This is a genomic window from Noviherbaspirillum sp., from assembly GCF_036846085.1.
Taxonomy (GTDB): domain Bacteria; phylum Pseudomonadota; class Gammaproteobacteria; order Burkholderiales; family Burkholderiaceae_D; genus Noviherbaspirillum.
The window spans coordinates 1-2524 of record NZ_DAIUCO010000393.1 but is presented as its reverse complement, the minus strand read 5'-3'; the positions used below and the strand labels follow the sequence as shown (position 1 = coordinate 2524).

The 2524-nt window shown below is 63.0% G+C and carries 2 protein-coding genes and 1 riboswitch; of the genes, one reads left to right on the top strand and one right to left on the bottom strand.

The window, feature by feature from the left end; genetic code table 11:
• Window positions 1-813: TonB-dependent receptor (locus V7080_RS25180; protein WP_334191117.1), on the bottom strand; the 813-nt coding region annotated here is incomplete at its 3' end.
• 150 nt (window positions 814-963) lie between these two features.
• A riboswitch (cobalamin riboswitch) is annotated at window positions 964-1213 on the bottom strand.
• 126 nt (window positions 1214-1339) lie between these two features.
• On the opposite strand from V7080_RS25180, the gene V7080_RS25175 reads away from it, so the two are divergent.
• Window positions 1340-2200 carry an alpha/beta hydrolase gene (locus V7080_RS25175; protein ID WP_334191116.1) on the top strand — a complete coding sequence of 287 codons (861 nt, stop codon included), beginning with the start codon at window positions 1340-1342 and terminating at the stop codon, window positions 2198-2200.
• Window positions 2201-2524 lie beyond the last annotated feature (324 nt).

Below are 2524 nucleotides of genomic sequence, written 5' to 3'. Positions count from 1 at the left end.
GGTCGGCGCGCCGAAGCTGCTGTCGTAGTCGAACTTCCCCCGCGCGGCGGCGAAGCGCACGCCGATCTCCTGGTCCTTTGCCCATGCGGCCGACAGCGCGCCGCTGACGCTGGTGTTTTCGTAACTGTCATTGTCGGGATTGGTCGTCGGGAATTGCGCCGGATTGAGCGCCGATATGCCGTCGGTGCGGAAATTGGACGCGGCGAGCGAATAACGCAGCGCGCCGGTCGAGCCGCTGACGCCGGCCGACAGGCGTTGGGTATCGCGGGAACCGGCTTCCGCATTGACGCTCACTCGTGGCGGCCCTTCACCGCGCTTGGTGAATACCTGGATCACGCCGCCAACCGCTCCGGAGCCGTGGATCGCCGACACATTGCCCCGCACGATTTCGATACGGTCGATCTGGTCGAGCATCAGGTGCTCGATGCTCGTGGTGCCGGTCGCGTCCTGCTTGGTCAGCGGCACGCCGTCAATCAGCACCAGCGTCTGGCGGGTCTCGGTGCCGCGCATGAACAGGCCGGCGGCGGAACCGTAGCCGCCTGTGCGGGTCAGCTGGAGCCCGGCTTCATGCCTGAGCAGCGACGACAGGTCGACCGCCTGCGAGTTGCGGATATCGTCCGAGGTCAGCACGGTGGTGTGCGGCAGTGCGTCGGTCTGCAATTGCTGCGTGCGCGATGCGGTAACGACGACCGGTGCGAGCGTCTGCTCGCCGGAGGACTGGGCCGTGGCCGGCAGGACGGCGGCGGACAGCATGGAAAACAGGGCGAGCGGCGTCCAGGCCGACTTGCCGGTGCGTGGAGATGAGCGATTCATGTGATTCATTTTCGAAAGATGCATCCGGCCTGCTTCCCCGCAAGCCGGATTCAATGGAAGATGGGACGGCGTGTTCGAAAACGAATGGATGACCGCTGGCGAACTGCATCCGGCGGCGTCGATTCGTGTTTGCGAAAATCCCCGTCCGCAGCACTTCCCCCTGTCCTGGCCGGTATCCGGGCTGACAAGTCGGACCACTCTACCTTCCCATGCGATGCACAGTGGTTTGAAGAAGCGGCCGGCCACCCTGAACGACAGGGCGGCGCTTGTCTTACCGTTGCGGGGGCAGCACACGTTAGCTTGCCGGCCGGGCCGAAGGCCGCGGCATGCGAAACACCGTGTTTCCCGTTTAACTGCGCGCATGAACATGCGCGCGGGCACCAAAACCGGTGAAGTGTATGTCGGCGGGCCGATATCGTCAAACTGACAATGCCGGCAACCAACTATCACTCTGCTCGCGCTTGGTGACAGGGACAGCCAGCCGCTACACTACCGCATCGAACTCTTCACAACGCACGACATCCCGATGCAGAATCCAGGCGAATACTACAGCCGTCAATACAACGCCCGCGCAGCGATCCCCGACCATCCCTACATCTTCACCCGCTGGGTCAAGGAATCCGCGCATGCCCGCCGTACCAATGCCGCCCTGCTGGACATCGCCTATGGCGAGGCCAGCGGCGAGCGCCTCGATTTCTTTCCCGCCAACCGCGGCGGCGCGCCGCTGCTGGTATTCATCCACGGCGGCTGGTGGCGGTCGCTGGACAAGTCGGATTTCTCGTTCGTCGCCGGCAATTATGTCCGCGCCGGCTTCAATGTCGCGCTGACCAACTACACGCTGGCGCCGGCGGCACCCATTGCCGAGATCGTGCGCCAGCAGTTGCGCGCGCTGGCCTGGTTGTACCGTCACGCGGAGCAATATGACTTCGATGCGCAACGAATCGTGGTGGCCGGACATTCCGCCGGCGCGCATCTCGCCGCGATGATGATGGCCGCCAGGTGGCCGCTGCTGGAACCGGACCTGCCGGCGGACCTGGTGAAGGGCGGCATCCTGATGTCCGGCATTTTCGACCTGGAACCGGTGCGCCACGCGGATTTCGTCAATGCCGATCTCAAGCTCGACGCGGAGGATGCCGGCGCGCTCTCCCCGGCCTGGATGCCGCAGGCCCATCCGGCGCCGTTCATCACCGCGGTGGGCGGACTGGAATCGGACGAGTTCAAGCGGCAGAACGCATTGATCGCCGAACGCTGGAAGGAAAATCATCGGTCCGACGTCCCACTGCCTGGCACGAATCACCTGACCATCTGCGACGCTTTCGCCCAATCCGGCCATCCGCTCTTCGAGGCAAGCATCGGACTGTTGTCGCCGCCGCCTGCGGACGCCTGAAGGAAGCATGCAACAACCAGTGCACGTCGGACTTGGCTTGCCTGTGGTCAAGGCTTTATGATGGGGAAGCCGTTTGATGCGGCTGCGTCGGCATGAAAATTAAAGATTCAACATTTCCCGCCGATGTAAGAACACGAACTACTATAAATACGGGGAAGCACTGACATGACCGAGGCGCAAGACGATTTTGAAGCATTGTTTGACCAAGTGGCCGCCCAGCGGACCGAAACAGTCACATCCCCCCCACCTCCAGCAGTATCTGAAATTACGTCGTCGGCCATTGCAGCCAATGCCGATGTTGATGGCGGCGAGACACCGGAAGAT

What these genes read in the sequence shown, in the direction of transcription:
- V7080_RS25175 (WP_334191116.1), top strand. Translation starts at nt 1,340, where the DNA reads ATGCAGAATCCAGGCGAATACTACAGCCGTCAATACAACGCCCGCGCA.